The 25,595-nt window shown below is 71.2% G+C and carries 31 protein-coding genes; 9 read left to right on the top strand and 22 right to left on the bottom strand.

The genetic code is table 11. The annotated features are described in order from the left end of the window. Window positions 1-115 precede the first annotated feature (115 nt). On the top strand, window positions 116-943 hold the full coding sequence (locus ACIOD2_RS11615) for a phosphotransferase (protein ID WP_400536728.1): 828 nt from the start codon (window positions 116-118) through the stop codon (window positions 941-943). Here the strand turns inward: ACIOD2_RS11615 and ACIOD2_RS11610 are convergent. Further along, window positions 931-1,692: an alpha/beta fold hydrolase gene (locus ACIOD2_RS11610; RefSeq protein ID WP_400536726.1), complete on the bottom strand. Its 762-nt coding sequence runs from the start codon at window positions 1,690-1,692 to the stop codon at window positions 931-933. The genes ACIOD2_RS11615 and ACIOD2_RS11610 overlap by 13 nt on opposite strands. On the opposite strand from ACIOD2_RS11610, the gene ACIOD2_RS11605 reads away from it, so the two are divergent. After that, the gene (locus tag ACIOD2_RS11605) at window positions 1,691-2,230 is read left to right on the top strand and encodes a GNAT family N-acetyltransferase (protein WP_400536724.1); all 540 of its coding nucleotides are present in this window, start codon (window positions 1,691-1,693) and stop codon (window positions 2,228-2,230) included. The genes ACIOD2_RS11610 and ACIOD2_RS11605 overlap by 2 nt on opposite strands. Before the next feature lie 31 nt (window positions 2,231-2,261). On the opposite strand, the gene ACIOD2_RS11600 is transcribed toward ACIOD2_RS11605, so the two are convergent. The 3 genes from ACIOD2_RS11600 to ACIOD2_RS11590 form a co-directional block, all read right to left on the bottom strand. Continuing rightward, window positions 2,262-2,567: a hypothetical protein gene (locus ACIOD2_RS11600; RefSeq protein ID WP_400536723.1), complete on the bottom strand. Its 306-nt coding sequence runs from the start codon at window positions 2,565-2,567 to the stop codon at window positions 2,262-2,264. A 310-nt stretch (window positions 2,568-2,877) separates the two neighbouring features. After that, window positions 2,878-3,978, bottom strand: coding sequence for an NAD/NADP octopine/nopaline dehydrogenase family protein (locus ACIOD2_RS11595; protein ID WP_400536721.1), 1,101 nt, complete (start codon window positions 3,976-3,978; stop codon window positions 2,878-2,880). Window positions 3,979-4,067: 89 nt separating this feature from the next. Next, a complete protein-coding gene (locus tag ACIOD2_RS11590; protein WP_400536719.1) occupies window positions 4,068-5,192 on the bottom strand; it encodes an alkaline phosphatase family protein in 1,125 nt (374 codons plus the stop codon). 45 nt (window positions 5,193-5,237) lie between these two features. Between ACIOD2_RS11590 and ACIOD2_RS11585 the strand changes: the two genes are divergently transcribed. Further along, entirely contained in the window at window positions 5,238-5,447 is a 210-nt protein-coding gene (locus tag ACIOD2_RS11585; protein ID WP_400536717.1) for a zinc ribbon domain-containing protein, read from the top strand. On the opposite strand, the gene ACIOD2_RS11580 is transcribed toward ACIOD2_RS11585, so the two are convergent. After that, complete coding sequence (locus ACIOD2_RS11580) at window positions 5,444-6,562, bottom strand: trans-sulfuration enzyme family protein (RefSeq protein WP_400536715.1); 1,119 nt, start codon at window positions 6,560-6,562, stop codon at window positions 5,444-5,446. The genes ACIOD2_RS11585 and ACIOD2_RS11580 overlap by 4 nt on opposite strands. A 58-nt stretch (window positions 6,563-6,620) precedes the next feature. Here ACIOD2_RS11580 and ACIOD2_RS11575 point away from each other — a divergent pair, with 58 nt between their 5' ends. Next, the gene (locus tag ACIOD2_RS11575) at window positions 6,621-7,097 is read left to right on the top strand and encodes an Lrp/AsnC family transcriptional regulator (RefSeq protein ID WP_400536713.1); all 477 of its coding nucleotides are present in this window, start codon (window positions 6,621-6,623) and stop codon (window positions 7,095-7,097) included. A gap of 16 nt (window positions 7,098-7,113) precedes the next feature. Here ACIOD2_RS11575 and ACIOD2_RS11570 read toward each other — a convergent pair whose 3' ends face one another. Both ACIOD2_RS11570 and ACIOD2_RS11565 read right to left on the bottom strand, forming a co-directional pair. Further along, window positions 7,114-7,638: an adenylate kinase gene (locus ACIOD2_RS11570; protein WP_400536712.1), complete on the bottom strand. Its 525-nt coding sequence runs from the start codon at window positions 7,636-7,638 to the stop codon at window positions 7,114-7,116. Further along, window positions 7,622-8,086: an Lrp/AsnC family transcriptional regulator gene (locus ACIOD2_RS11565; RefSeq protein ID WP_392758958.1), complete on the bottom strand. Its 465-nt coding sequence runs from the start codon at window positions 8,084-8,086 to the stop codon at window positions 7,622-7,624. Before ACIOD2_RS11565 ends, ACIOD2_RS11570 begins: the two co-directional genes overlap by 17 nt. Window positions 8,087-8,179: 93 nt before the next feature. Here ACIOD2_RS11565 and ACIOD2_RS11560 point away from each other — a divergent pair, with 93 nt between their 5' ends. The 3 genes from ACIOD2_RS11560 to ACIOD2_RS11550 all read left to right on the top strand — a co-directional run bounded on the left by ACIOD2_RS11560 (window position 8,180) and on the right by ACIOD2_RS11550 (window position 10,049). Continuing rightward, window positions 8,180-9,022, top strand: a complete 843-nt coding sequence (locus ACIOD2_RS11560) for an LLM class flavin-dependent oxidoreductase (RefSeq protein ID WP_400536711.1) — start codon at window positions 8,180-8,182, stop codon at window positions 9,020-9,022. Beyond that, window positions 9,019-9,447 carry a nucleoside deaminase gene (locus ACIOD2_RS11555; RefSeq protein ID WP_400536710.1) on the top strand — a complete coding sequence of 143 codons (429 nt, stop codon included), beginning with the start codon at window positions 9,019-9,021 and terminating at the stop codon, window positions 9,445-9,447. Before ACIOD2_RS11560 ends, ACIOD2_RS11555 begins: the two co-directional genes overlap by 4 nt. A 113-nt stretch (window positions 9,448-9,560) precedes the next feature. Continuing rightward, window positions 9,561-10,049 carry a hypothetical protein gene (locus ACIOD2_RS11550; RefSeq protein ID WP_400536709.1) on the top strand — a complete coding sequence of 163 codons (489 nt, stop codon included), beginning with the start codon at window positions 9,561-9,563 and terminating at the stop codon, window positions 10,047-10,049. Here ACIOD2_RS11550 and ACIOD2_RS11545 read toward each other — a convergent pair whose 3' ends face one another. From ACIOD2_RS11545 to nucS, 10 genes are all read right to left on the bottom strand, one after another. Beyond that, window positions 10,050-11,819, bottom strand: coding sequence for a 3-hydroxyacyl-CoA dehydrogenase family protein (locus tag ACIOD2_RS11545; RefSeq protein WP_400536708.1), 1,770 nt, complete (start codon window positions 11,817-11,819; stop codon window positions 10,050-10,052). Between the two features lie 118 nt (window positions 11,820-11,937). Further along, on the bottom strand, window positions 11,938-12,612 hold the full coding sequence (gene dhaM / locus ACIOD2_RS11540; RefSeq protein WP_400536707.1) for a dihydroxyacetone kinase phosphoryl donor subunit DhaM: 675 nt from the start codon (window positions 12,610-12,612) through the stop codon (window positions 11,938-11,940). Continuing rightward, the gene (gene dhaL / locus ACIOD2_RS11535; RefSeq protein WP_400536706.1) at window positions 12,609-13,238 is read right to left on the bottom strand and encodes a dihydroxyacetone kinase subunit DhaL; all 630 of its coding nucleotides are present in this window, start codon (window positions 13,236-13,238) and stop codon (window positions 12,609-12,611) included. The genes dhaM and dhaL overlap by 4 nt, the downstream gene beginning before the upstream one ends. Beyond that, entirely contained in the window at window positions 13,238-14,239 is a 1,002-nt protein-coding gene (dhaK, locus tag ACIOD2_RS11530) for a dihydroxyacetone kinase subunit DhaK (RefSeq protein ID WP_400536705.1), read from the bottom strand. Before dhaK ends, dhaL begins: the two co-directional genes overlap by 1 nt. 67 nt (window positions 14,240-14,306) lie before the next feature. Next, the gene (locus ACIOD2_RS11525; protein ID WP_400536704.1) at window positions 14,307-15,311 is read right to left on the bottom strand and encodes a DUF3558 domain-containing protein; all 1,005 of its coding nucleotides are present in this window, start codon (window positions 15,309-15,311) and stop codon (window positions 14,307-14,309) included. Between the two features lie 47 nt (window positions 15,312-15,358). Further along, on the bottom strand, window positions 15,359-15,670 hold the full coding sequence (locus tag ACIOD2_RS11520) for a hypothetical protein (protein ID WP_400536703.1): 312 nt from the start codon (window positions 15,668-15,670) through the stop codon (window positions 15,359-15,361). 10 nt (window positions 15,671-15,680) lie between these two features. Further along, complete coding sequence (locus ACIOD2_RS11515; protein ID WP_400536702.1) at window positions 15,681-17,375, bottom strand: sodium:solute symporter family protein; 1,695 nt, start codon at window positions 17,373-17,375, stop codon at window positions 15,681-15,683. A gap of 197 nt (window positions 17,376-17,572) precedes the next feature. Next, window positions 17,573-18,349, bottom strand: a complete 777-nt coding sequence (locus tag ACIOD2_RS11510) for a hypothetical protein (RefSeq protein WP_400536701.1) — start codon at window positions 18,347-18,349, stop codon at window positions 17,573-17,575. Between the two features lie 345 nt (window positions 18,350-18,694). Then, complete coding sequence (locus ACIOD2_RS11505) at window positions 18,695-18,907, bottom strand: DUF1653 domain-containing protein (RefSeq protein WP_400536700.1); 213 nt, start codon at window positions 18,905-18,907, stop codon at window positions 18,695-18,697. Beyond that, complete coding sequence (gene nucS, locus ACIOD2_RS11500; RefSeq protein WP_328449579.1) at window positions 18,908-19,567, bottom strand: endonuclease NucS; 660 nt, start codon at window positions 19,565-19,567, stop codon at window positions 18,908-18,910. A 36-nt stretch (window positions 19,568-19,603) separates the two neighbouring features. On the opposite strand from nucS, the gene ACIOD2_RS11495 reads away from it, so the two are divergent. After that, complete coding sequence (locus tag ACIOD2_RS11495; RefSeq protein ID WP_400536699.1) at window positions 19,604-20,149, top strand: NUDIX domain-containing protein; 546 nt, start codon at window positions 19,604-19,606, stop codon at window positions 20,147-20,149. Here the strand turns inward: ACIOD2_RS11495 and ACIOD2_RS11490 are convergent. The 4 genes from ACIOD2_RS11490 to ACIOD2_RS11475 form a co-directional block, all read right to left on the bottom strand. Next, on the bottom strand, window positions 20,121-20,594 hold the full coding sequence (locus tag ACIOD2_RS11490; protein ID WP_400536698.1) for a DUF2867 domain-containing protein: 474 nt from the start codon (window positions 20,592-20,594) through the stop codon (window positions 20,121-20,123). The two genes, ACIOD2_RS11495 and ACIOD2_RS11490, sit on opposite strands and share 29 nt — an antisense overlap. Then, window positions 20,591-21,091 carry a TetR/AcrR family transcriptional regulator gene (locus tag ACIOD2_RS11485; protein WP_400536697.1) on the bottom strand — a complete coding sequence of 167 codons (501 nt, stop codon included), beginning with the start codon at window positions 21,089-21,091 and terminating at the stop codon, window positions 20,591-20,593. The genes ACIOD2_RS11490 and ACIOD2_RS11485 overlap by 4 nt, the downstream gene beginning before the upstream one ends. A gap of 72 nt (window positions 21,092-21,163) precedes the next feature. After that, window positions 21,164-21,937, bottom strand: coding sequence for an enoyl-CoA hydratase-related protein (locus tag ACIOD2_RS11480; RefSeq protein ID WP_400536696.1), 774 nt, complete (start codon window positions 21,935-21,937; stop codon window positions 21,164-21,166). Next, window positions 21,934-22,896 carry a GlxA family transcriptional regulator gene (locus ACIOD2_RS11475; protein ID WP_400536695.1) on the bottom strand — a complete coding sequence of 321 codons (963 nt, stop codon included), beginning with the start codon at window positions 22,894-22,896 and terminating at the stop codon, window positions 21,934-21,936. The genes ACIOD2_RS11480 and ACIOD2_RS11475 overlap by 4 nt, the downstream gene beginning before the upstream one ends. A gap of 71 nt (window positions 22,897-22,967) precedes the next feature. On the opposite strand from ACIOD2_RS11475, the gene ACIOD2_RS11470 reads away from it, so the two are divergent. Further along, on the top strand, window positions 22,968-23,507 hold the full coding sequence (locus tag ACIOD2_RS11470; RefSeq protein WP_400536694.1) for a cysteine hydrolase family protein: 540 nt from the start codon (window positions 22,968-22,970) through the stop codon (window positions 23,505-23,507). Here the strand turns inward: ACIOD2_RS11470 and ACIOD2_RS11465 are convergent. Next, a complete protein-coding gene (locus ACIOD2_RS11465; protein ID WP_400536693.1) occupies window positions 23,500-25,515 on the bottom strand; it encodes a protein meaA in 2,016 nt (671 codons plus the stop codon). The two genes, ACIOD2_RS11470 and ACIOD2_RS11465, sit on opposite strands and share 8 nt — an antisense overlap. Window positions 25,516-25,595: the final 80 nt, after the last annotated feature.

The following is a 25,595-nucleotide window of genomic DNA, read 5'->3' as shown; positions in this document are numbered from 1 at the left end:
CCTTGTGGTGGTCATCGTCGTGCCACCGGAGCCCGGGAACACCCGGTCCGACGGCTTGGAGGGATCGTAGCCCTCGCTACCGACAGTCGCGCGCACCGGCTGGCAAGATCGGCGCATGGCCGACGAGTACACCCTGGCGGCGGTGCGGGCGGCCCTCGCCGTGACCACCCGGCTGGGGTTGCCGGAGCACTCCCCGGAGGTGCTGCACGAACGCTCGAACGTGCTGGTGAGACTGGGTCCGCTGGTCGCGAGGGTGCCCGCGACGACGCTGCTCGCCCGGCCGGAGCCGGCGGCCTGGCTGGCCCGCGACGTGGCCGTCTCGCGGTACCTCACCGAACGTGGTGTGCTCGTCGTCTCACCCGCCGCGGATCCCCCGGCCGGACCGCATTTCGCGAACGGCCTGCCGGTCACGCTCTGGCACCACACACCGCACGATCCGGACCACCGGTACGCACCGGACGTCGTCGCCGGTTCGCTGGCCCGGCTGCATTCGGCGTTGCGGGAGTACCCGGGCGAACTGCCCCGCCGCGGCCCGCTCGACGACCTCGGCCGGATGCTCGACCGGCACGGCGGCGCGATGGACGGCGCGGCGCCCCGGCTGCGCGCCGAGGCCGCCCGGATCGAGGCCGCCCTGCCGGACGTCGCCGTGCAGCCGCTGCACGGCGACGCGCACCCCGGCAACCTGATCGCCACCGAGGCCGGGCCCTGCTGGCTGGACTTCGAGGACACCTGGTGCGGGCCCCTCGGCTGGGACCTGGGGATCCTGGCCCGGCAGGGCGGCCCGGAGTACCTCGCCGCCTACCCCGGCGCGGCGGACGTCCCGCTCGAAGCCTGCATACAGCTGCGAGAACTCTTCGCCGTCGCGTGGCGCTTCCTCATCGCGAAGCGGTTCCCGCACCGCCTTCCCGAAGCACGCGAAGCGCTCACTGCCTACTTCTCGTGAGTTGCCGGGTACCAGGAGAGGATCGCTTCGACGACACCCGCCGGGTCCTCCAGCGGCGTCAGGTGGCCGGCACCGGGCAGCACCACGAGCGTGGCGCCGGGCATGGCCTCGACCATCGCGCTCGCGGCCTCGACCGGGGTGATCCGGTCCTCCTCCCCGACGACGACCAGCGCCGGGACACCGGCGTCCCGCAGCAGGTCGAGGGAGTCCGGCCGGGTCCGCAACGCCAGCGCGGTCCACGAGATCCCGGCTGGTGGCTGCGATTCGATGATCTCCCGGACCGTCTCGACGACGCCGGGCCGCTGCTCCCGCGTCGCTTCGGCCAGCAGGTTCGGCAGGTTCGCCTCGGCCAGCCAGCCCGCGGTGCCCTCCTGCTCGACGCGCACGGCGACGTCCAGGCGGCTCTGCGCGGCCTCGGGCGTGTCGGCCGTGGCCTTGGTGTCGACGAAAACGAGCCCGCCGACCCGGTCCGGCGCCAGCCGCAGCACGGCCATCGCGAGGTAGCCGCCCATCGAGCAGCCGCCGAGCACCACGCGGTCCAGGTCCAGGCGGTCGAGCAGGGCGATCACGTCCCGCGCGGCGTCCTCGATGCTCGGCTCGCGATCGGACTCCGGCAGCGGCGAGCGGCCGAGCCCGCGCTGGTCCGGCGTTATCACCCGAAGGTGTGAAGCGAGGGGTTCGCGCACCGCGTTCCACATGCGGGCGTCCAGGGGAAAGGCGTGGAGGAGGACCAGCGGCAGTTCGGTCATGCGCGTCATTTTGTCGGACCCCCGCGCTAGCTTCGCCGACGTGTTCACCGACATCGAAACCGGCCGGCTGCTGCTGCGTCCGCTCCACGAGGCGGACCGGCAGGCGATGGTCGACATCCACACGGATCCGCGCACCAACCGCTTCCACCCCGACCCACCCGGCGTCCGGCAGGCGTCGGAGATGTTCTCGGCCTGGCTGGCGCACTGGGCCGAGCACGGCTTCGGCTACCTGGCGGTGACCGAACCGGGCGGCACCGAGGTCATCGGCGTGTGCGGCGTGCGGATGCGCGATTTCCAGGGCGAGAAGGTGCTCAACCTCGGCTACCGGTTCCGGCCGTCCGCGTGGGGCAAGGGCTACGCGGTCGAAGCCGGGAGCGCGGTACTGGAGTGGTGCGCCCGCGAGCAGGCGTCCCTGCCGGTGCTGGCGAGCGTGAACGTGGACAACAAGCCGTCGCTGCGGGTGGCCGAGCGGCTCGGCTTCACCGAGTACACGGAGGAGGTGTACGAGGGCGCGCTGTCGCGGCACTACCGGCGCTGAGCCGGGCGTTGTTTGACAACTCCAGAGCGAATCATCGGCGGCGGTTCGGCCGCCGCCGGGCCCGGGCGTCCCAGCAGGGCCGGTGCCAGTGCCGCCGGTCGGCGACGGACCCGGTCTCGTCGGCGGGCCAGACGACGAGGTGCGGCGTGCCCGGCCGGATCTCGTGGTCGCAGCCGGGACAGCGGTAGAACTTCGTGGCCTGCGCCCCCGGCACGGTCCGCACCAGCCACTCGCCGTCGTCCGCGGCTTCGGCACGCGCCCACCCGGTGGCAGCACCCAGCTCCCGCTCGGGCGGCCCACCGCCCGACCGGGGCCCAGGACGGTTACGTCGAGGCACCCCCGAACGTTAACCGCCCCGCACACCCCCACGGTCCAGCGCACCCACCCGTGTCGCCCCAGCCACCCGAACCAACCCTCCAGCCACACGAACCGACCATCCAGGCACACGAGTCGTCCACCTGGGTACGCGAGTCGTCCATCCAGGCACGCGAGTCGTCCATCTGGGTACGCGAGTCGTCTACCTAGGTACGCGAGTTGACTCCGCAATCACGCGAGTCGACCTCCCAATCACGCGTGATGCCTCTCCAATCACACGTGATGCTCCTCCCGTCACGTGTGATGCCCGCCTGGGCACGGGCGGCCGTGGCTTAGGCGGCCCGGTCCGTCTCCCGGTCGCCGGCCCGCAAGCGGCGCAGGATCCCGTCGTGGCCGAGGCCGTCCCAGGCCAGCCGCCGCAGCGTCCGCCCGGTGCGGCGGAAGTCCTCCCCGCTCAGCACGGACATGATCGTGATCGCGGCGTCGACCATCGGCGTGGCGACCCCGGCGCACCTCGCCAATGCCTGCAGCGGCACGAGCGTGGACCGGATGTCCTCGGTGAGGAACCGGTGGTCGAGGCTGGTCGGAGCCGCGATCGTCCGATACGGCTTCACCGTCCGCAGTGCGTCGAGCAGCGTGGTGGCCGGGCAGCCGTAGTAGCGGTCGAGGACCTCGGTCATCGGCAGCAGCCGGGCGCCGTACGCCTGCGCCACGGCGGCGAACTCCGCCTCGGTGCGCTCCAGCAACGCGATCGTGCGCGAGGAAACCCCTTCGACGTAGAAGAGCAGCTCCTCGGCGCGGTCGATGGCGCCGAGGTTGGCGAGCGCGATCGGCACGTGCGCGACGGCCCCGAAGTCGTGCAACCCGCGCTCGACGGGGTTGCGCGCGACCTCCAGCATCGGGAACCACTCGCGCAGCAGCCCGGCGTGCCGCTCGACCGCGCCGGAGGTGCTGCCGGAGACGAGGTTCCAGCCCTTGGTCCCGAGCACGGTCACCCCACCGGTCCCGCACGGCCGCGCGGCGAACAGCGCGTCGGTCTCGACGACGTCGACGTGCGGTGCCCCGGCGCCGGCCAGCGCGTGCGCGAACTCGACGCTCCCGCACAGCTTGCTCGAGAACAACACGACGACCTGCCCGGCGCTCAAGTACGGCGCGAGCCGGGCGGCGACCTCCGGGTAGGCGGTGGTCACGGTGGCGACCAGCACGACCGCGCGCCCGGCGAGGCCGGCCGGGTCGCCGGTCACCGCGCGCAGCGGGAACCGCCCGGACAGCGTCCCGCTCGCGACGATCTCCCGGCGCCGCACCATCTCCCCCACGGCGCCCGGATCCCGCGTGTACAGGTGCACCGGCAGATCCCGCGCGGCGAGCCACGCCGCCACGGCCCGGCCCTCACCACCCGCCCCGACGACCCCGATCCCGTCCAGCACGCTCATTCCGCCCACTCCCGTCAGTCCGGCACGTAGTGGACAGGTCGGCACCACTCACCCGAAAGTTCCCGCGGCCGCCCATTCCCGCAATCGGGTCACCCCCGGGCGATCGCCAGCGGCACCAGCTGTTCGGCGGTGGTCAGAGAACCGTGCTGCCCGACCAGTGACGTCTCGACGGCCTCGGCCAGCCCGCGCACCATCCCGAACCGGTCCCGGGCCGCGGCCACGACGTCACCGATCCGCGGCAGCACCCGGTCGCTGACCGTGTGGCCGAACCACCCCTCGGCGACGGCCTCCTCCCGCGAGCGCACCCACGCCCGCTCGCCCAGCACCGCGCGCCAAGCGGCGAGGACGTCGGCGGCGGCACCCGGCTCGGCGTAGACGTGCCGGGCCCGGACCTCACCCCCGAACGTCCGGACGCCGTCCAGCAGCTCCGGCACGTCCTCGAGGTCGAGCTTGTCCTCGACGGTGACCATCCCGTGGTCGGCCACGACGGCGAGCAGCGCACCGGCCGGCAGACCGTCCACAAGGGACTCCACAAGCCGGTCGACCTGCCGCAGCTGCATCCGCCACGCGAGCGAACCCGGGCCGTACACGTGCCCCAGCAGGTCGAGTTCGTTGTGGTAGGCGTAGCAGAACGCCCGCCCTTCGAGCACCGACAAGGTCCGGGCGGCGAGGTCGCCGAGCGCGTGCACCCCGGCGTAGCGCGCGCCGCTCTGGGTCGCCCGCGTCAACGCCGTGTCGGCGTACTGCGCGGAAGACACCACCGCGGCGTCGATCCCGGCCTCGGCGGCGCGCTCGAACGTCGTCGGCAGCGGCTGCACCTCACGCGGCGGGAGGGCGCCGCGCAGGTCGCTGCCGTCCTCGTGGCTGCGCCAGCGCAAGGCGTTCAGGACGCCGTTGCCCGGCATCTCGAAGGTGTAGCCGACCATGCCGTGCTCACCGGACGCGAGCCCGGTCCCGATCGCGGCCACCCCGGCGGCGGTGGTCGACGGGAAGCCCACGCGCAACGTCCGGGTGGCGAGCTCCGTCAGCACCGGGGCGTCCGCGGCGTGCTCGGTCAGGAGCTCCCAGCCGAGCCCGTCGACCAGCAGGACCGCCGCGCTCCGCGCCTCCGGCAGCGCGAGGGTGTTCGCGCAGCCGGGGACACCGAGCGTGGCGAGCAGGGACGGGACGACCTGGCCGAGGTGCGCGACGTCGGCGAGCGAAGGGGGCTGCACGCGCCCAGCTTCCCATCCGGGGCCCGGCCCGGCGATAATCCGTGCATGCCGACCTACGCCTACCGCTGCCGTGAGTGCACCGAGACCTTCGAGCTCCTGCGCCCGATGAGCGAATCCGGCGCGCCGGCCGCCTGCCCGGAGGGCCACCACGACACCGTCAAGCTGCTCACCACGGTCGCCCTCACCGGGGCCGCGAGCGGTGGCGCGGCCCCGGCCGGTGGCGGCGGGTGCTGTGGTGGCGGCTGCTGCGGCTAGACCGCCTTCAGCGCCTGGTCGAGGTCGTGCCAGAGGTCCTCGACGTCCTCCAGCCCGGCCGAAAGCCGGACGAGCTGCTCGGACACCCCGGCGTCGTGACGGTCGCCGGCGTCGACGATCCGGTGACTGATCGACCCCGGGTGCTGGATCAGCGTGTCGACGCTGCCCAGGCTGACGGCCGGCGTGATCAGCCGGACGGCGCCGATCACGGCGTGCGGGTCGCCGTCGACCTCGAACGCCACCAGGGGCCCGCCGAGCCGCGGGTAGTGGACGGCCGTCACCGCCGGGTGGGCGGCGAGCCGTTCGGCGAGCGTCGCCGCGGTCGCCGACGACGCGTTGACGCGCAGCGGCAGCGTGGAAAGCCCGCGCAGCAACAGGTATCCGGCGAGCGGGTGCAACACGCCACCGGTGGCGAAGCGGATCTGCCGCAACCGGGCGGCTTCCTCGGCGTCGCACGCGACGACCCCGCCCATCACGTCGCCGTGGCCGCCGAGAAACTTCGTCGCACTGTGCAGCACGATCCGGGCGCCGTGGCGGCCGGGGCGCTGCAGCACCGGCGTCGCGAAGGTGTTGTCCACCAACAGAGGCACGTCGCCACAGACAGCAGCGAGCGCGGCGATGTCGACCTCGGCGAGCGTCGGGTTCGCCGGGGTTTCGACGAACACGAGACCGGTGTCGGGCCGCAGCGCGGCGGCGACGGCGTCCGGCGCGGCCCAGGTGACCTCGGTGCCGAGCAGGCCCGACTCGAGCAGGTGGTCACTGCAGCCGTACAGCGGGCGCACGGCGACGACGTGCCGTTTCCCTTGCGCCACCGCGGAAAGCAGGCAGGCGGACACCGCGGCCATGCCGCTGGCGAACGCGACGCCGTGGTCGAAGCCTTCGAGCTCGGCCAGCGCCCGCTCGAAACGGTCGACGGTCGGGTTGCCCACCCGGCCGTAGATCGGCAGGCCGGCGAGCTCGCCACCGGCGGCGAACTCGTCGATCCGCGCGGCTTCGCCGGCACTGTCACGGGACGGGTAGGTCGTGGACAGGTCGAGCGGAGCGGCGTGCACGCCCAGGTCCGTGAGATCGTCACGGCCGGCGTGGACAGCTCGGGTGCGCAGCGCGGAAGTCATACGAGCATGCTCGATCTTTCACCGGATCCAAGGCAACAGTCTCGGATATCATTCGCCGATGTCCGAGAACGTCGAACTCAGTCCGGTTGATCTTGACATTCTGCGCATGCTGCAGAACGACGCCCGGATCACCAACAAGGACCTCGCGGCCGCGGTCGGCCTCGCGCCGTCGACGTGCCTGGACCGGGTGGCGCGGCTGCGGGACACCGGGGTGATCACCGGGCAGCACGCGTCGGTCGACGCAGCGAAGCTCGGGCGGCCGCTGGAGGCGTTCCTGTTCGTCCAGGTGCGCCCGCACCGGCGGCCGCTGGTGGACCCGTTCATCGAGCACCTGCTGTCCCTGCCGGAGGTCCGCGCGGTCTACCACCTGACCGGGCCGGACGACTTCCTCGCGCACGTCGCCACCAGCTCGGCCGGCGAGCTGCAGCGGCTGGTGCTCGACGAGCTGACCGCCCGCGACGAGGTCGCCCGCGTGCACACGAACCTCGTGTTCCAGCACTGGAGCGGCGGCCCGCTGCTGCCGCCGGGCGCGTGACGTCCGGCCGTTGACGTCACAGCGTCCCGAGCCAGCGGCGCGTCTGGCGCGGGGACGTCATGCGGAGGACCACAGGGCACGGCGGTTCGGCGGCCCAGCCCCGGATGGTCGCCCGCTTGCGCGCGAATGACGCGAAGTGCCAGCGGATGATCGAGTCCGCGGAGAACATCTGGCGGAACGACTCGACGTTGCCGTTGCAGATCCGCTCGCGGGTCACCGAGCGCACGGCCGTCCGGCGCACCAGGCGGCCCAGCGAAAGCCAGCGCGGGTAGTCGAGCCCCACGATGAGCTGGGTGCGGGGCAGCACGACGTCCCTCCACCTGCCGTAGGCGGCGTCGAGGACCCAGCGCTCCCCCGCGCAGACCTCCGCGATGCGGCGGCGCTGCTCCTCGTCGGGCACCGCGACCCAGCCCGGCTCCCAGGTCAGGTCGTCCGCGGAGTGGTACGGCAGGCCGGTGCGCTCGGCGATCCGCGCGGCGAGCGTCGACTTGCCCGAGCCGGTGACGCCGTAGACGACGATCCGGTCAGGAATCGAGGTCACGGGCGGGCTCCTGCGGTCCTCGGTAGGGCAGTGTCTGGCTGTAGACGATGCTCGTGGTCGTGCTGCCGAACTGGGCCAGCTCGTCCATCGTCTGCTCGAGGTGAGCCATCGACGCCGCGGCGACCTTGAGCGTGTAGCAGTCGTCTCCGGTGGTGCGCACGCATTCGAGGATCTCGAAGCGCTCGGCCAGCAGCTTGTGCAACGGCTCGTGGCGGCTGCCCGGGTACTTGAGCCGGACGACGGCGAGCACCGCGTAACCGACCTTGCCGAGGTCGATGTCCGCGCGGTAGCCGGTGATCACGCCGGTGGATTCGAGCCGGCGCAGGCGTTCCGTCGTGGCGGACGCGCTGAGGTTCACCCGGCGGCCCAGCTCGGTGAGGGGCAGCCGGGCGTCCCGCTGGAGCTCGACCAGGATGGCCCAGTCGGTCGGATCGAGACTCTCGGTCATCCGCCGAATATACCGCGAGATCCACGGCCGAAGCCGGGGAACGCCGTGATCGATCCCTTCCGATCAGCGCTTTCACCTCGATAGCCTTGTCGGGTGAAGATCGGCGTGAACGTCCCCAACTTCGGCCCCGGCACGGATCCCGGCGCACTGCGCTCGTGGGCGCAGACCGTGGAGGGCCTCGGCTACGACCTGCTGATGGTGTCCGACCACGTCGCGATCACCCCGGACGTCGCGGCCCAGTACCCGGCGCCGTTCTACGAGCCGTTCACGACGCTGTCGTGGCTGGCCGGCATCACGCACCGGGTGCGCCTGGGCACCACCGTGCTGGTCGTGCCCTACCGCCACCCGCTGCTGGTCGCCCGGATGGCGGCCAACCTCGACCAGCTCAGCGGCGGCGGCCGGCTGGTGCTCGGCGCCGGGATCGGCTGGGCCAAGCAGGAGTTCGACGCGCTGGGCGTCCCGTTCGAGAAGCGCGGGAAGCTCACCACCGAGTACCTGCGGGCGATCCGCGCGGCCTGGGCGGAGCACGACGACTACCGCGCAGGCCCGATCCCGATCTGGCTCGGCGGGCACAGCGACGCGGGGCTGCGCCGCGCCATCGCGCTCGGCGACGCGTGGCACCCGTTGCGGCTGACCATGTCCGGGCTGCGGGAAGGGCTGGGACGCTTGAAGAGCCTGGCCGGCGACGAGCCGGTGCCGGCGTTCGCGCCGCGGATCCTGTTGCGGCTGACGGACACGCCGGTGACCGGACCGGACCGGCGCGCCGGCGAGGGCACGCTCGACCAGGTCCTCGACGACCTCACACAGTTGCGGGCGATGGGCGCGGACACCGTCGTGCTCGACCCGTTCGACGGCGACCCGGCGGAAACCCTCCACCCGGAGGCACCTTGGCGAGACCTCGCGGCGATTGCCGCGTCCTGGAAGGAGAAGCTGTGAAGGACACCGAAGAAACCCTGCTGCGGCGGGCGATCGAGCTGGCCCGCGAGGCGCGGGAGGTGCACGGCAACCCGCCGTTCGGCTCCCTGCTGGCGGACGCCGACGGCCGGGTCCTCGTCGAGGATCGCAACACCTCGCTCACCGACAACGACATCACGGCGCACCCGGAGCTGAAGCTCGCCCGCTGGGCGGCGCAGAACCTGGCCCCGGAGGTCGCGGCGACGACCACGATGTTCACCAGCACCCAGCCGTGCGGCATGTGCGCCGGCGCGATCGAGCGGTCCGGGCTCGGCCGGGTCGTCTACGCACTGTCGACCGAGCAGTTCCTCACCCTGCGCCCGCCGGTCACCTGGGGCGGCCACAAGCTGGAAGGCCCCGCCCTGTTCGACGAGGCCCGCGTCCCGGTCGAGGGGTACTACAAGTAGCGAGGCGTTGCGCCAACCGAGCACGATCCGGCGCACGGGGTAACGAGCGCCTCCTCCCGGACGACCTCCCTCGCGCGAACGGACCCGCCGATCGTGCCGACCGGAGGTGCCCGTTGACCGACCTGTACGAACCGGAACCCGACGTGGCCCCGGCTTCCCCGCGGGTGCGGACCAGGAGCAGACCCTGGCACCTGCTGCTCGCGGCCACGGGCGGCGCGGCGCTGGTCGGTGTGCTGTGGGCCGGCCTCGACCTGGCCGGTTCCGGCGGCCCCGCCGGTCCGGAGACGTTCGATCTCCGAGGCACGTACACGTTGACCGGCGGCGGGGACGGGTTCGGCACGTGCGCCGGCTCCGGCGGCTACGCGGACATCACCGGCGGCGCCGCGGTCACGGTCTACGGCGCCGCCGGCAACGTGCTCTCCCAGGGCGCGCTCGGCACCGGACGACCGGCGGGCATGGGCACCTGCGTGTTCACCCTGTCCGCGCCGAACGTCCCCGCGGGCGAGGAGTTCTACCTGGTCGAGGTCTCGCACCGCGGCCGGATCATGGTGCGGCCCGAGGACGCGCGGGACGGGAACGTCGCGCTGAGCCTGGGAAAATGATCAGTGGTCCTTGAAGCCCTTCCCGGTCTTCCGCCCCAGCCGCCCGGCCGTGACCAGGTGCTCCAGCAGCGGCGCCGGCGCGAACCCCTCCTCGCGGAACTCGTTGTAGAGCGTCCGCTGGATGGCCAGCGAGACGTCGAGGCCGACGACGTCCAGCAGCTCGAAGGGACCCATCGGCAGGCCGCAGCCGACCTTCATCGCCGTGTCGATGTCGTCGGCTCCCGCGTAGTGGGCCTCCAGCATCTTCACCGCGTCGTTGAGGTACGGGAAAAGCAGCGCGTTGACGATGAAGCCGGCGCGGTCTCCACAGTGGACGGCGTGCTTGCCGACCGCCTGGCAGACCGCGCTCGCCGTGGCGACGACGTCCGGGGCCGTCGCGATCGTCGACACCACCTCCACCAGCTTCATCACCGGGGCCGGGTTGAAGAAGTGGAGACCGACCACGTCGGACGGCCGGGAGGTCGCCGCGGCGCACTCGATCACCGGCAGGGACGACGTGGTCGTGGCCAGGATCGCGCCGGGGCGGACGACCTCGTCCAGCGCCGCGAACACCGCCTGCTTCACCGAAAGCTCCTCGGCCACCGCCTCGACGACCAGGTCGACGTCGGCGAGGGCTTCGAAATCGGTGACCGGCGTGATCCGCGCCAACGCGAGAGCCGCGTCCTCTTCGGACAGTTTGCCCTTGACCACGGCCTTGTCGAGCGACTTCTTCACCTTGGCCACCGACGCCTGCGCCTTCTCCAGGCTCCGGGCGCGCAGTACCACGTCGAGGCCGCGCTTGGCGAAGACCTCCGCGATGCCGGTGGCCATCGTCCCGGTCCCGACCACCCCGACCTTCGCGACCGGCCTCGGCGCGACTCCGTCCACAGTGGACGTCACCGCGGCGTCCGCGACCACGTTCGGCGAGTCCGGCGCGTCGTAGGTGTAGAAGCCGCGGCCGGTCTTGCGGCCGAGCAGGCCCGCCGTGATCATCTGCTTGAGCAGCGGCGCCGGGGCGTGGAGCCGGTTGCGGGACTGGTGGTACATCGTGTCGAGGATCTCGTTGGCGGTGTCCAGCCCGATCAGGTCGAGCAGCGCGAGCGGGCCCATCGGGTAACCGCAGCCGAACCGCATGGCGGCGTCGAGGTCCTCACGCGTGGCGTAGCGCTGCTCGTACATCCGCACCGCGTGGTTGAGGTAGCCGAACAGCAGCGCGTTGGCGATGAACCCGGCCCGGTCGCCGATCACCACCGGCACCTTGCCCAGCCGCTCGGCGAACGCGACGGTGTCGGTGACCACCTCCGGCTCGGTGACCACGGTCTTCACGATCTCGACGAGCTTCTGCACCGGCGCCGGGTTGAAGAAGTGCATGCCGACGACCTTGCCGGGGCGCGCGGTGTGCACGCCGATCTCGGTGATCGACAGCGACGACGTGTTGGACGCGAAGACGACCTCCGGCCGGGTGATCTTGTCCAGCTGCGCGAACACGTCGGCCTTGGCGGCCAGGCTCTCGGGGATCGCCTCGACCACGAGGTCCACATCGGACAGATCGGAGAGCGAGGTGCTGTACCGGATCCGGCCCAGCAGCGCCTCCCGGCCGGCTTCGTCGAGCTTGCCGCCGGAAAGGGCGCGTTCGGTGGAGTGCTCCAGGTGCCCGCGGCCCCGGGTGACCGCCGTCTCGTCGAGCTCGACCGTGACGACGTCGAGGCCGCTGCGCGCGAGCACTTCGGCGATACCGGCCCCCATCGTGCCGAGGCCGACCACTCCGACTGTCGAGATGTCCCGCGCCATCGAGGCCTCCAGTGATGTTACTCGCCGGTAATTGCCCCGATACTGCCACGCGCCGCCATCTGAAGCCCAGACGGAATCGAGTCAGAACCGCGCACGTCACCCGGTCGGCGACGCGGGGTCACTCGCCGAAATTGCCGTCCACCAGCTCTTTCGCCTTCGCCAGCGCCTCGGCCGCCTGCGGGCCGCTCGCCAGCAGCCGGATCCGGTCACCCTGGCGGGCACCGAGCGACATCAGCGCCAGCACGCTGTGCCCGTCGGCCTCCTGCTCGCCCAGCCGGACCTTCACCTCGGCGTCGAACGCGCTGAGCGTGCGCACCAGCACCGCGGCCGGCCGCGCGTGCAGCCCGACCTCGTTGTGCAGCTCCAGCTCGATCTCGTCGGCGCCACCGGTGACGGGTGGTGCGGGGATGAGGTCCTCGGGCAACCCGGCCCCGGCCGCGGCCTCCGCCACGGCCTTGCGGTCCTGCCCGGCCTGCGCCGCGACGGCCGCGGCGATCGCGCCCTCGACCAGCGGGCCGTCGGCGACGAGGGCGGCCGAGGGGTCAGCGAGCGATTCGACGGCCAGCTCGGCCGTCATCTGGGCGCTGCCGAGGTCGTAGAGCAGGACGACCCCGGCACCGGAGTCGGCACGCTGGGTGGCCGCGACGACCTCGTCGTAGTCCGTGCCGATCTCACCGTCCGGCAGGCCGCCGGCCGCCACGATCGTGACGTCCGGGGCCATCTGGGCGGCCAGTTCGGCGAGGCCTTCCGCGATCTTCGCGCTGTGCGACACGAGCACGATGCCGACGCTCACCGGGCGGCTCCCGCGAACGCCCGCAGCAGCAGCGCCGACGACCGCGCGCCCGGGTCCATGTGGCCCACCGCGCGCTCGCCCAGGTAGGACGCCCGGCCCTTGCGCGGCACCAGCTCCACTGTGGACTCGGCGCCGCTGTCGGCCGCGTCGGCGGCCGCGGTCAGCACGGTGGCGACGTCGCCACCGTCCTCGGCCACCTTCTCCGCGGCCGAGAGCGCGGGGATCAGGGCGTCGACCATGGTCGCGTCGCCTTCCACGGCCTTCCCGCGGGCCTGGACACCTTCGAGGCCGGCGCGCAGGGCGTCCAGCAATGCCGGCACGTCGAGCTCGGCGGTCGTGCCCAGCTTGGCCGAGGCACGCAGGAAAGCCGTGCCGTACAACGGGCCCGCCGCGCCGCCGACCTTGGAGATCAAGGTGGTCGCGACGAGCTTCAGGACACCGCCCGGGGTATCCGGCTCGGCCGCGTCGAGCGCCGCGACGACCGCCGTGAAGCCGCGGTTCAGGTTCTCGCCGTGGTCGCCGTCGCCGATCGCGCGGTCGAGCTCGACCAGCTCGGCCCGGTGCTCGGCGACCACCGCCGCGGCGGCGCGCACGGCCGCCGCGACCCCTTCGGACTTGCAGGTCATCAGAGCCCCCACCGCAGGGCCGCGGTGTTGACCGGTGCGTCCCAGAGCTCGGTCAGCTCGTCGTCCAGTTTGAGCAACGTCAGACTCATCCCCTGCATCTCGAGGCTGGTGATGTACGGGCCGACCAGCCGGCGTTCGACCACGATCCCACGCTCGGCCAGCAGTCGCTCGGCGATGCCGTGCGCCAGGTACAGCTCGACCAGCGGGGTGCCGCCCATCGAGTTGGTGAACAGCAGCACCCTGTCCCCGGAGGCGAACGGCAGGTCGGAGACGACCGCTTCGACCAGCCGCTCGACCAGCGCGTCGGCCGGTTCGAGGGAGATCCGCTCGCGGCCGGGCTCACCGTGGATGCCGATGCCGAACTCGATCTCGTCGTCGGCCAGCTCGAAGCTCGGGGTGCCGGCGTGCGGCACGGTCGGCGCGGTCAGCGCGACGCCGATCGAGCGCACCTGGCCGATCACCTTCTGCGCCAGCGCGGTCACCGCGTCGAGCGAGTCGCCGCGCTCGGCGGCCGCGCCGGTGATCTTCTCCAGCAGCACCGTGCCGCCGACCCCGCGGCGGCCCGCGGTGTAGGTCGAGTCCTTGACCGCGACGTCGTCGTCGATCACGACGCTGCGCACCTCGAGGCCCTCGGCGGCGGCCAGCTCGGCGGCCGTCTCGAAGTTGAGCACGTCGCCGGTGTAGTTCTTGACGATCAGCAGGGCACCGGCGTCACCGGTCGTCGCGGTGACGGCGGCCTGCACGGCGTCCGGGGTGGGCGAGGTGAACACCGCGCCCGGGACGGCGGCGGCGAGCATGCCGAGGCCGACGAACCCGCCGTGCAGCGGCTCGTGCCCGGATCCGCCGCCGGAGATCACGGCGACCTTGCCCGCGACCGGGGCGTCGGCCCGGACCACGACGTCCGGGTCCTCCTGCACGCGGAGGATGTCGGCGTGCGCGGCGGCGAGGCCCCGCAGCGACTCCACGACCACGTTCGCCGGATCGTTGATGATCTTCTTCACGGCAACCTCCGGCAACATCGGCGGGTGGGTGCCCTCTTCCTACATCTCCGCGCGGCCGTACGCCAGGTCAGGGTTTCGGGAGCTTCGTGACGACGTTCTTCGCGACGGTGACGGCCTTGCCGCACGCGTCGTCCGTGTCCGGCTTGGTGTTGTAGTTCCGGTAGCGGACCTGGGCCAGTTCGACGTCGTCGCCCTGCCACGGCCGGTGCTGCCACTCCACCTCGCACTCCGCCGAGCTCGAGGTGCCCTTCTTCTGGAAGCCGGTGATCCCGCCACCGAGGTCCACCTTGGAGAAACCGTCACCCACGAGCGGGGGCAGGCCCGGCAGGAACTCGACCGACACCGTCGGGTTGGCGGCGTTGCTCGCCCAGTCGCAGCTGTGCAGGCCCGTCGGCGCCTGCTTCGGCGACGGCGCGGCCGAGGCGACCACTGAGGACTCCGCCATCGTGCACGGGTCGGCGGTCAGCAGGGTGCCCGGCGGCGTCGAGTACTTCTCCGGCGAGTTGTGCAGCTTCTGCACGACGGCGTCCAGCACCGTCTGCCCGGGACGGCACGGGTCACCCGGGTAGGCGACCGTCAGCGTGAGGGCGGTGTCCGGGTTCAGGGCCGTCATCGCCGCGACCGTGCAGTCGGAGTCGTCGGTCTTGTCGACGCGCAGCGGCAGCCCGCCGACCTGCCCGGTCGTCTTGTCCGCCCGCGGCAGCAGGGTGTTGCCGATCTCGAAGTCGAGCCGGATCTCCTTGCCGCCGGGGTCCTTCACCTTGTTGGCGCAGCGGTCGTAGGCGATCGACGACGGCGTCGGGTCCTCCTCGACCGTGCCGAGGCCGAGCGCGCCGAGGGCGTCCTTGGTGAGGAACTGGCACGGCTTGACCGTGCGCAGCACGTTCGCGGCCACCGCGGCGTCGGTGATCGGGCCGTCGGAGACCTGGCCGGTGCCCGCCGCGGCGGGCACCGTCGTCCGCGCGAAGTTGGACCTGCCGAGGTCCTGCCCGCACGCGGTCAGTGTCAGCGTGAGGGCGGTGACCAGCAGGAACAGCTTCGGGAGACGGCGGCGCCGAACGTCAGGGAGCACGCGATGCACGGTAGCGGCACGATCGTGCCGCTGTCCGGACAACCCGGCTATTCCCCCGCCGCGGGTGTGGTGCCGGTGGTCTCGTCGGCCTCGGTCGCCTCGGTCGCCTCGGGCTCCGCCGGCACGACCAGCGGCCGGACCTGCGCCCAGGTGAAGAACAGCGCGGCGACCACCAGCATGCCGATGCCGGCCCACAGGTTGATGTTCACCCCGGCCGCCTTCTGCAGCTCGGCGTCGGAGGTGAAGCCGATGCCCATCACCGTGAGGATGACGCCGTAGACGCCGATCAGCAGGGCGATGATCAGCCGGATGTCGAAAGCGCCGGCCTTCTTGGGACGCGCGCCGGACTCGGTAGCCATGACGGACCTCCTAGAAGATGACGTTGAGGGCGATGGTCAGGATGAGCACGATGCCCGCGAGCAGGCCCGGCTTGCGGTACCAGCCCGAGTTCTCGCCGGTGTTGTCGTGCTGCCGCGTCGACTTCGGGGTCAGCGAGTAGACGAGACCGACCAGCTCTTCGTCCGCCTTCGGCTTGGTGGCCAGCGACACCACGACGCTCACCACGATGTCGACGACGAACGCGGTACCGGCGGCGACGAAGCTGGTGCCCTGGCCGCTCAGGCCGATCACCCCGGCCTGGGACAGGCCCCAGACGGTGATCGCGGACGCGGTACCGAGCAGCAGGCCGCTCCAGCCCGCGTGCGGCGTCATCCGCTTCCAGAACATGCCCAGGATGAACGTCGCGAACAGTGGCGCGTTGAAGAACGAGAACAGGTCCTGCAGGTAGTCCAGGATGTTGCCGGAGTTCGACGCGATGAACGCGGTGCCGATCGCGAGGACCGTGCCGACCGACGTCACGATGCGCCCGAGCCGCAGGTAGTAGCCGTCCGGCTTGTCCTTCTGGACGTACGTCTGCCAGATGTCGTACGTGAAGACGGTGTTGAACGAGCTGAGGTTCGCGGCCATGCCGGCCATGAACGAGGCCAGCAGGCCGGCGATCGCGATGCCGAGCATGCCGTTGGGCAGCAGGTCGCGCATCAGCAGCAGGAGCGCGTTGTTGAACGTGACGCCGCTTTCCGCGGTGCCGCCGTCGAGCAGGACCTGCTTGTCCTTGACGTACTCGGACACGGTGACCGCGGCGATCATGCCGGGGATGATCACGATGAACGGGACCAGCATCTTCGGGAACGCGCCGATGATCGGCGTGCGCCGCGCGGCGGACATGCTCTTCGACGCCATCGCGCGCTGGACCTCGACGAAGTTCGTCGTCCAGTAGCCGAACGAGAGCACGAAGCCCAGGCCGAACACGATGCCGAGGATCGAGAGGATGTTGTTGCCGAAGCCGGTGAGGTTGTCACCGGGCCAGGAGTGCAGCTGCGCGGTGCCGCCCGGGCTGTTGGTGACCTTGTCGACCAGGCCGTTCCAGCCGCCGACCTTCACCAGGCCGATGATCGTCAGCGGCACCAGCGCGATCACGATCACGAAGAACTGCAGGACCTCGTTGTAGATCGCGGCGGAGAGGCCGCCGAGCGCGGTGTAGGAGAGCACGATCACGGCGGCGATGATGATCGACACCCAGATCGGCCAGCCCAGCAGCAGGTTCACGACACTGGCCAGCAGGAACAGGTTCGCGCCCGCGATCAGGATCTGAGCGGCGGCGAAGCTGATGCCGTTGAGCAGGTGCGCCGGCTTGCCGAAGCGGCGGCGCATGAACTCGGGAACACTGCGGACCTTGGAGCCGTAGTAGAACGGCATCATCACGATGCCGAGGAACAGCATCGCCGGGATCGCGCCGATCCAGAAGTAGTGGACGGTCGGCAGGCCGTACTGGGCGCCGTTGGCGGACATGCCCATGACCTCGACCGCGCCGAGGTTCGCGGAGATGAACGCCAGGCCCGTCACCCAGGCGGGTAGCGAACGGCCCGACAGGAAGAAGTCGAGGCTGCTCGACACCTGCCGTCGTGCCAGGTACCCGATGCCGAGCACCAGGACGAAATAGAACGCCAACTCGACGTAGTCGATCGCGTTGGCGTCGAGTCGCAGGTTCGCATCGGCGAGAAGCACCCGACCCACCTCCCGGCTGTACTTTTCAAACTGGACAACAACCGACAGGAATCACCACTGTCCCGTCGGATCCGGACAGTACTGCATGGATTCAGGGTCGGCACGCTGACCTGTCCATTGTGCACAGAGGGCGCGTTTCCTGGCCTTTGACCAGCGGAAACGCGCCCTCGACGCCGCGGGAGCGACTCAGTTGTGGATCATCGATCGGTCGGGACGGCGATCTCGCCCTCCTCTTCGATCAGCCGGGCGAGCACGTCGTCGGGCAGGTAGGTGCGGTGCGGGTAGCCCGGGCCCCACGAGTTGAGCAGCGGCACCGCGCCGAGCTCGTCGGCCCGCGGGTTGGCGAGGACGGCGTGCACGTCGTCGACCGACTTGGCCCAGCGGAAGGCCGTGATGCCCTGTTTGGCGTCGGGGACGTACTTCTCCCGCGCCTCCCAGTCGTCGTTCTTGTACGAGTCGTCCCAGAGAACGTGCCCGGCGTCCTTGAGCACCTCGGCGCCGGCGCGGACCGACGTGCCGTTGTCGTCACCGGGGTTGGTCTCGGGCCACTCGTCACGCTTCTTGGCCGCGTCCCAGAGCCAGCGGGCGGTGTACTCGCCGCCGTTGAAGAGCGACATGCAGCGCGACCAGCCGAAGCCGACGCAGGCGCCTTCCGCGCCTTGGTCGTAGAACGCGTAGTTGGCGTCGGTGTCCGGGGTGCCGCCCGGTTCGAGGCAGACGCAGTGCCCACCGCGGACCCGGCCGAGCGCGGCGGCGCCCGCCTTCGCGATGAAGAACTCGCCGGACTTCTCGTCCTTCTCCGGCTTGTCGAACGCGGAGTACCAGTTGACCCCGATGACCACGGGCGACCGCGTCGGCCGGTCGTCGTCCGCGAGCGCGGACAGCGGATACCGTTCGACGTGCTCCCAGTCGTCCGGAATGAACCGGCCCAGCCGCGGGTCGAGCGGATCGGAACCGAGCGGGCGATAACGCATGACTTCCTCCTCCGTGCAGGCGAAAACGCGCGCACGCCGACCGGAGAACATGCGCACACCAAGCTCAAGGCGGAAAGAAAACGTTGGCACGGCAAAGAAAGACTGCCGAGCGCCCCACCCTCCGGCCACGCCGGACCCACCGGCGGAACCCCTCGAATCGAGTATCCCACGAGCGGGACGAAATGGATCCGCCCCTCACCCGAACAGCGCATTAAGATAACCGGATGAAATGAACGGCCCACCGCAACGAGTGCTATCTCGTAAACAATTCCCCGGCCGGAGTAATAGCCGCAGAATCAGATACACGAATAAGGCATCGATTCGGTATCGCACCGAAGACCGCCCTCATGGGCAACCGAGCCGGCGAAACCGCGGCACCGGACCGCTCGGTGTTTCGACGGTCTCCGTGAACATCGCCTCCGGGCGGACCCACAGCCCCATCGCGCCGTAGAGCGCGCGGTACACCACCAGCTGCTCTTCGGTCTCGCTGTGCGACGCCACGCCGAGCACCTCGTACTCGTTGCCCTTGTAGTGGACGTAGCGCCCCGGCTCGACCACTCAGAACAGCCGGAACTCGTCGGACTCGATGCCGCGCAGCTCGTCGTAGTCCAGGGTCAGGCAGCGGATTCCGCGGTCCTCCGCCAGGGTTCGCGCCTGCGGCTTGATGATCTGGGCCGCGAACACCCCCTGCACCGGGGCCAGCAGCGGGTCGCGGTTGAGGAGTTCCAGATAGCGCGTCAGCTGCTCGACGCCGTCGATTTCGCCGCGGCGCTTGATCTCCACCGCCACCGACTTGCCGTCGGCGTCGCGGGCCATGATGTCGACCGGGCCGATCGGCGTGGGGAACTCGCGGCGGACCAGGGTGTAGCCGTCGCCGAGGGTCTTGATGTGCTCGGCCAGCAGTTCCTGCAGGTGCGCCTCGACGCCGTCCTTTTGCAGGCCCGGTTCCGCGCCCAGCGCCTGGGAGTAGTCGTGGAAGATCTCCTCGATCGAGATCACCAGCTTCTCGCCCTGCTTGTTTTCGACGATCCAGATCTTGCCGTCCTCGATCAGCCAGCAGGGCGGGCTCATCCAGTTCAACGGCTTGTACGCGCGGTCGTCGGAGTGGACCGACACCGAACCGTCGGACTTGACGAGCAGCAGCCGGGTGGCCATCGGCAGGTGGGCGGTGAGCCGGCCGGCGTAGTCGACCTGGCACCGCGCGATCACGAGACGCACCCGAGGAGGGTAGGACAGGTCCGGGATACTGGTCGGGTGGACCCCATTCAGCGTGTCGCGTCCCGCGAGGTGTACCGGAACAACTGGATGACCGTGCGGGAGGACGAAATCCGCCGCCCCGACGGCTCGGCCGGCATCTACGGCGTGATCGACAAACCGGCGTACGCGCTCGTCGTCGCCCAGGACGGCGACCGGTTCCGGCTGGTCGAGCAGTTCCGCTACCCCATCGGCGAGCGCCGCTGGGAGTTCCCGCAGGGCACCGCGCCGGACCTGGCCGACGTGCCGCCCGAGGAGCTCGCGGCCCGCGAGCTGCGCGAGGAGACCGGGCTGCGCGCCGGCTCGATGGTCACGCTCGGCCAGCTCGACGTCGCGCCCGGCATGAGCAGCCAGCGCGGCTGGGTGTTCCTCGCCACCGAGCTCACCGAGGGCGAGCCGGAGCGTGAGCTCGAAGAGCAGGACATGCGCAGCGCCTGGTTCTCGCGTGACGAAATCGAGAAACTGATCCTCACCGGCGGGATCACCGACGCCCAGTCGATCGCCGCGTGGGCCCAGCTCATGCTGGCCGAGCGGCTCCGGCCCTGAGCATCCCGCGGATGACCAGGTGGTGGAACGGCCTGATCAGCGCGAAGTAGGCCGGCCCGACACGGTTGTGGAAGTGCACGATCGTGCCGACCCGGAACCGGCGGCGCGCACTGGGAACCACCTCGACCGTCAGGTACCCGCTCAGGTGACTGTCGTCCGCGCCGACGACCAGGTAGCGCTCCGGGTCGCCCGCCCGCACAGTGAAGAGCCCGGCCGCGTCACCGGGCTCGAAGCCGATGTCCGCGGACCGGCGGCGGCGCGGCACCCGCGCCGTCTCCAGGCGCAGCGCCCGGGCCAGCAGGTACCGGACGCCGAACAGGAACTTCACCCATCCGGGACTCCAGCCGAAGACGCCCGCGACGAACTCACGCAGGCTGTTCTCGCTTTCGATCTCCTTGAACTCGACGTAGTCGGCGCCGTCGAGGAAGGGCTCGAGCTCGGTCATGATCGTCTCCCCAGTACGAGTTCCAGCGCGCTCTTGAGCCGGTCGCCCGACAGCGGCGGCACGACCTGCCCGGCGCCGACGACGACCAGGTACAGCGCCTGCCCGAGCTCCGCGTCGCCGCAGACCTCGGTCAGGTAGTCGGCGCGGGTCCGGTCGACGCGCTCCTGGACCGCCCGCGCCTCAGCGTCCTGCAGCGCCCACGCCCGGACGGCGATCTCCAGCTCGGGGCCCGGCCCGGGCGCGAGGACGAGCTTCATCAGCGTGCGCAGCCGGTCACCCTGCACGCGCTCGGCCTCGTCCTTGAACCGCGTGGTGCGCTCGGCTTCGAAGTGCTCCAGCAGCGCCGTCCGGTAGCCGCCGATGCCGCGGAAGTGGTGGTAGAAGCTGCCTTTCGACAGGCCGAGCCGCTCGGTCAGCCGCTCGATCGTCACCGCCGGCGCGCCCTGCTCCGCCAGCAGCGTCAGCCCCGCGTCCAGCCAGTCCCGCTTGCTCACCATGGCCATACCATACCGTATGGTACGGCCGTCGGGCACGAAAGCGGCACTTTCACGTGAAAGTGCCGCTTCGGGTCAGTCGGGCCAGGAGGGCTTGCGCTTCTCGAGGAACGCAGCCATGCCTTCGCGGGCACCGGGCAGCTGGGACGCCGAGGCCATGACCTCCAGCGCGATCGCGTACGCGTCGGCCTCGGGACGATCCAGCTGGGCGTACAAGGTCACCTTGCCCATCGCCTTGCTCGCCCGGCTGCCGCGGGTCGCTCGCGCCAGCAGCTCCGCGACGGCGTCGTCCAGCTGCTCGTCCGGGACGACCCGGTTCACCAGGCCCCAGTCGAGTGCGGTCGGGGCGTCGACGACGTCGCCGGTCAGGGCCAGCTCCATCAGGCGCTTGCGGCCGATCGAGCGCGCCACCGGGACCGCCGGTGTGTGGCAGAACCAGCCGCCCTTGCCGCCCGGCAGCGCGAAGCCCGCGGATTCGGCGGCGATCGCGAGGTCGCAGGAGGCCACCAGCTGGCAGCCCGCGGCCGTGGCCAGGCCATGCACCCGCGCGATGACGACCTGCGGGACCGACTGCATCGTGCGCATCAGGTCCGTGCACAGCGTCAGCAGCTCGCGCACGCCCATGAGGTCGCGCGCGGCGACGTCGCCGAAGTCGTGCCCGGCCGAGAACACCGGCCCGGCGCCCGCCAGCACGATGCCGGTCGCGTCGGACGTCCCGGCCTCGTGGAACGCGGCGAGCAGCTCCGCGAGGTGCTCGGCGGACAGCGAGTTGCGCCGTGCCGCGCGGTTCATGGTGATCGTGACGGTGTCGCCGTCGCGCTTGACCAGGATGTGCTCGTACTCGGTCATGCCTCGACGGTAACTCTTCTGAACGTGCGCCGGTAACTGTCGGGACCCACGCCGACCTCCGCGCGCATCCGCCGCCGCAGGTTCGCCGCGGTGCCCAGCCCGGACCGCTGCGCGACCCGCTCGACCGGCAGCTCGGTCGTCTCCAGCAGCCGCTGCGCGTATCGGACGCGCTGTACGCGCAGCCAGCGTCCCGGCGTCACGCCGGTGGCCGCGGCGAACTCCCGGTGGAACGTCCGCTCGCTCATCCGCGCGTGCCCGACCAGGTCCTCGACACCGATGTCGTCACCGATCCTGGCCAGCGCCCAGTCCATTGTGGACGCCATGCCCGGCTGGGCGTTCGACGGCGGCAAGGGGTTGTCGACGTACTGGCGTTGCCCGCCTTCCCGCGCCGGCGGCATCACCAGGCGGCGCGCGAGCGCGGCGGCGACGTCCGCGCCGTGGTCGCGGCGGACCAGGTAGAGGCACAGGTCGAGGCCGCCGACCACACCCGCCGAGGTCAGGACGCCGTCGTCGTCGGTGTAGAGCACGTCGCGCTGGAGGTCGGCGCGCGGCGCGGCGACGATCAGGGTGTCGAAGTCACGCCAGTGCGTGGTCGCGGCGCGGCCGTCGAGCAGGCCGGCGGCGGCCAGCGTGAACGCGCCCGAGCACAACGCGGCCACCGTCGTCCCCGCGCGGTGGGCCCGCCGCAGCGCTGCGGCCGCCGCCGACGGCACCGGAGCGAGCGGGTCGTCGCGGCCCGGTGCCAGCACGAGGTCGCAACCGTCGAGCCCGGCCAGCCCGTGGGTCGCCGCGACGTCACCGAACGGCGAGACGGCCGTGCGGACCCGGCCTGGGCTGCACAGTCGCAGGGTGAACGGGCCGATCCCGCTGTCGGTGCGGTCCTGGCCCCAGACCTCGCCGATCACCGCGAGGTCGAACATCCGGGTACCGGGCAGGAGCAGGACGCCGATCGTGCGCATGGCAGAAAAGTACCGCATCGCGCGTCTTCTGCCACTCCCCCGGACGTCGTGAACCAAGGAAGCTCGACGTCATGACCGAAACGGCACTCATCCTGATCGACGTCCAGCGCGGGTTCGACGAGCCTGTCTGGGGTCCGCGCAACAACCCCGGCGCCGAAGCGAACATCAAGGCCCTGCTCGACGCCTGGCAGGAGCGCCGGCTCCCGGTGGTGCTGGTGCACCACGACTCGACGGGCCCGAAGTCGTCGCTGCGGCCCGGCCAGCCCGGCAACGACTTCAAACCCGAACTCGACGGCGCCCGCCCGGACCTGGTGTTTGGCAAGCAGGTCAACTCGGCGTTCCTCGGCGACGTCGACCTCGACGCGTGGCTGCGCAAGCGCGGCATCACGAGCTTCGTGCTCGCCGGCATCCAGACGAACTTCTGCTGCGAGACCACCGCGCGGATGGGCGGGAACCTCGGCTACGACGTGACTTTCGCGCTCGACGCCACGTTCACCTTCGACCTCCCGGAGGTGACCGCCGACGAGCTGTACCGCGTCACGGCGGCGAACCTGGCCAACCAGTTCGCCACCGTCAAGTCCACAAAGGACATCCTGGCCGATCTCAGCTGAGGCCGTGCCGCTCCCGGATGAGCGAGACGATGCCGTCCATGATGTCGGTCAGCTCGTAGTCCTTGGGCGTGAACACCCGCGCGATGCCGCGTTCGGTCAGCAACGCGGCGTCGTCGGGCGGGATGATGCCGCCGACGATCACCGGGACGTCCCCCGCGCCCGCGGCCCGCAGGCCGTCGACGACGTGCGGCACGACCTCCAGGTGCGAGCCGGACAGCACCGACAGCCCGACGACGTGCACGCCCTCCTGCACGGCGGCCGCGGTGATCTGCTCGGGCGTCAGCCGGATGCCCTGGTAGACGACCTCGAAGCCGACGTCGCGGGCGCGGACGGCGACCTGCTCGGCGCCGTTGGAGTGCCCGTCGAGGCCCGGCTTGCCGACCAGGATCCGCAGCCGCTCGCCCAGTTCCGCCTCGGTGGCACGGACGCGCTCCCGGACCCGCTCGATCCCCGGGTCGCCACCACCGGCGGCGGCCGCGGAAACCCCGGTGGGCGCCCGGTATTCGCCGAACACCTCGCGCAGCGCGCCGGCCCACTCGCCGGTGGTCACCCCGGTCCGCGCACAGTCCACAGTGGCCTCGAAGAGGTTCGCGGACGTCTGCGCCGTCTCCTTCAAGGTGGCCAGCGACCGCGCGACGGCGTCGTTGTCCCGCCGGCTGCGCCAGTCTTCGAGCGCCGCGACAGCTTCCTTCTCGACGGCCGGGTCGATCGTCTCGATCGCCTTCGCGCCTTCGGCCTGCAGCGGCGACGGCTCGGTCGTGGCGAACTTGTTGACCCCGACCAGGACCCGCTCGCCGTTCTCCATGCCGCGGCGGTATTCGGCCAGCGACCCGACCAGCTGCGACTTCATGTAGCCGCTCTCGACCGCGGCGACCGCGCCGCCGACGTCCTGGACGCGGGCGATCTCCTCGCGCGCGCCGGCCATGATCTCGTCGACCTTGGCCTGGATGACGTGGGAACCGTCGAAGATGTCCTCGTACTCCAGCAGATCCGTCTCGAAGGCGAGGACCTGCTGCATCCGCAGCGCCCACTGCTGGTCCCACGGCCGGGGCAGGCCGAGCGCCTCGTTCCACGCCGGCAGCTGGATCGCGCGGGCCCGCGCGCCCCGGGAGAGCGACACCGCGAGCATCTCCAGCACGATCCGCTGGACGTTGTTCTCCGGCTGGGCCTCGGTAAGCCCGAGCGAGTTGACCTGGACGCCGTAGCGCAGCCGGCGCGCCTTCGGATCCGTTACGCCGTAACGATCCCGTGTGATCTCGTCCCAGAGCGCGGTGAACGCGCGCATCTTGGACATCTCCTCGACGAACCGGACGCCGGCGTTGACGAAGAACGAGATCCGCGCGACGACCTTGGCCATGTCGGCCTGCTCGACCTGCCCGGAGTCGCGGACGGCGTCGAGCACGGCGATCGCGGTGCACAGCGCGTACGCGACCTCCTGCGTCGGTGTCGCGCCGGCCTCCTGCAGGTGGTAGCTGCAGATGTTGATCGGGTTCCACTTCGGCACGTGGTGCACGGTCCACGCGATCATGTCGGTGATCAGCCGCAGGCTCGGACCCGGCGGGAAGATGTAGGTCCCGCGGGACAGGTACTCCTTGATGATGTCGTTCTGCGTGGTGCCGGTGAGCTTCGCGAGGACTTCGTCGACGTCCCGGCCTTCGGTCTCGGCCTGCTCGCGCGCCACGGAGACGTACAGCGCGAGCAGCCACATGGCCGGCGCGTTGATCGTCATCGACGTGTTGGCCTCGGCGAGCGGGATGCCGTCGAAGAGCCGCCGCATGTCGCCGATGTGCGAGATCGGCACCCCGACCTTGCCGACCTCACCGCGGCTCAGCTGGTGGTCCGGGTCGTAGCCGGTCTGGGTCGGCAGATCGAACGCCACCGAGAGGCCGGTCTGCCCCTTCGCGAGGTTGCGCCGGTAGAGCTCGTTCGACGCGGCGGCGGAGGAGTGGCCCGCGTACGTGCGCATCACCCAGGGGCGATCCCGCTCGTGGTCGGATGGGTACGGCACTGTGCACCTCCGGCACTGGACGACCCAACGAGTGTACCGGCCGGTAACTTGTGTGGCGGAGTGGAATCGGACACGTCCGG

Source organism: Amycolatopsis sp. NPDC088138 (genome assembly GCF_044741685.1).
Taxonomy (GTDB): Bacteria; Actinomycetota; Actinomycetes; order Mycobacteriales; family Pseudonocardiaceae; genus Amycolatopsis.
This window is presented reverse-complemented; position numbering and strand designations above follow the sequence as displayed.